We start from the raw sequence: 428 nt of genomic DNA, 5'->3' as shown, positions 1-428 counted from the left end.
AAATGCCGGGGTGGCGGAACTGGCAGACGCACAGGACTTAAAATCCTGCGGTAGGTGACTACCGTACCGGTTCGATTCCGGTCCTCGGCACCATTTTTTATAAAACAGCATATTTAGCGCCCGTAGCTCAATTGGATAGAGTACTTGACTACGAATCAAGCGGTTAGAGGTTCGAGTCCTCTCGGGCGCGCCATTATTATTTAATATCGGGAAGTAGCTCAGCTTGGTAGAGCACTTGGTTTGGGACCAAGGGGTCGCAGGTTCGAATCCTGTCTTCCCGACCAGTTTATTATATCCCTTTTAAGGGGCCTTAGCTCAGCTGGGAGAGCGCCTGCCTTGCACGCAGGAGGTCAGCGGTTCGATCCCGCTAGGCTCCACCAAATATCTTATGGATCATTATATCCTGTCGTCCTAGAACAGCTGGCTAG

Annotated in this window: 4 tRNA genes; all 4 read left to right on the top strand. The window is 51.2% G+C overall.

The features are described 5' to 3' along the window. Window positions 1-4: 4 nt before the first annotated feature. The 4 genes from C406_RS0119095 (at window position 5) to C406_RS0119080 (ending at window position 380) form a co-directional block, all read left to right on the top strand. A tRNA-Leu gene (locus tag C406_RS0119095) sits at window positions 5-93 on the top strand. Window positions 94-116: 23 nt separating this feature from the next. Then, window positions 117-193: transfer RNA gene (locus C406_RS0119090), tRNA-Arg, on the top strand. 14 nt (window positions 194-207) lie between these two features. Then, window positions 208-284 (top strand) — tRNA-Pro (locus tag C406_RS0119085). A 20-nt stretch (window positions 285-304) separates the two neighbouring features. Continuing rightward, a tRNA-Ala gene (locus tag C406_RS0119080) sits at window positions 305-380 on the top strand. Window positions 381-428 lie beyond the last annotated feature (48 nt).

Source organism: Paenisporosarcina sp. TG-14, assembly GCF_000297555.1.
GTDB lineage: Bacteria > Bacillota > Bacilli > Bacillales_A > Planococcaceae > Paenisporosarcina > Paenisporosarcina antarctica.
This window is presented reverse-complemented; position numbering and strand designations above follow the sequence as displayed.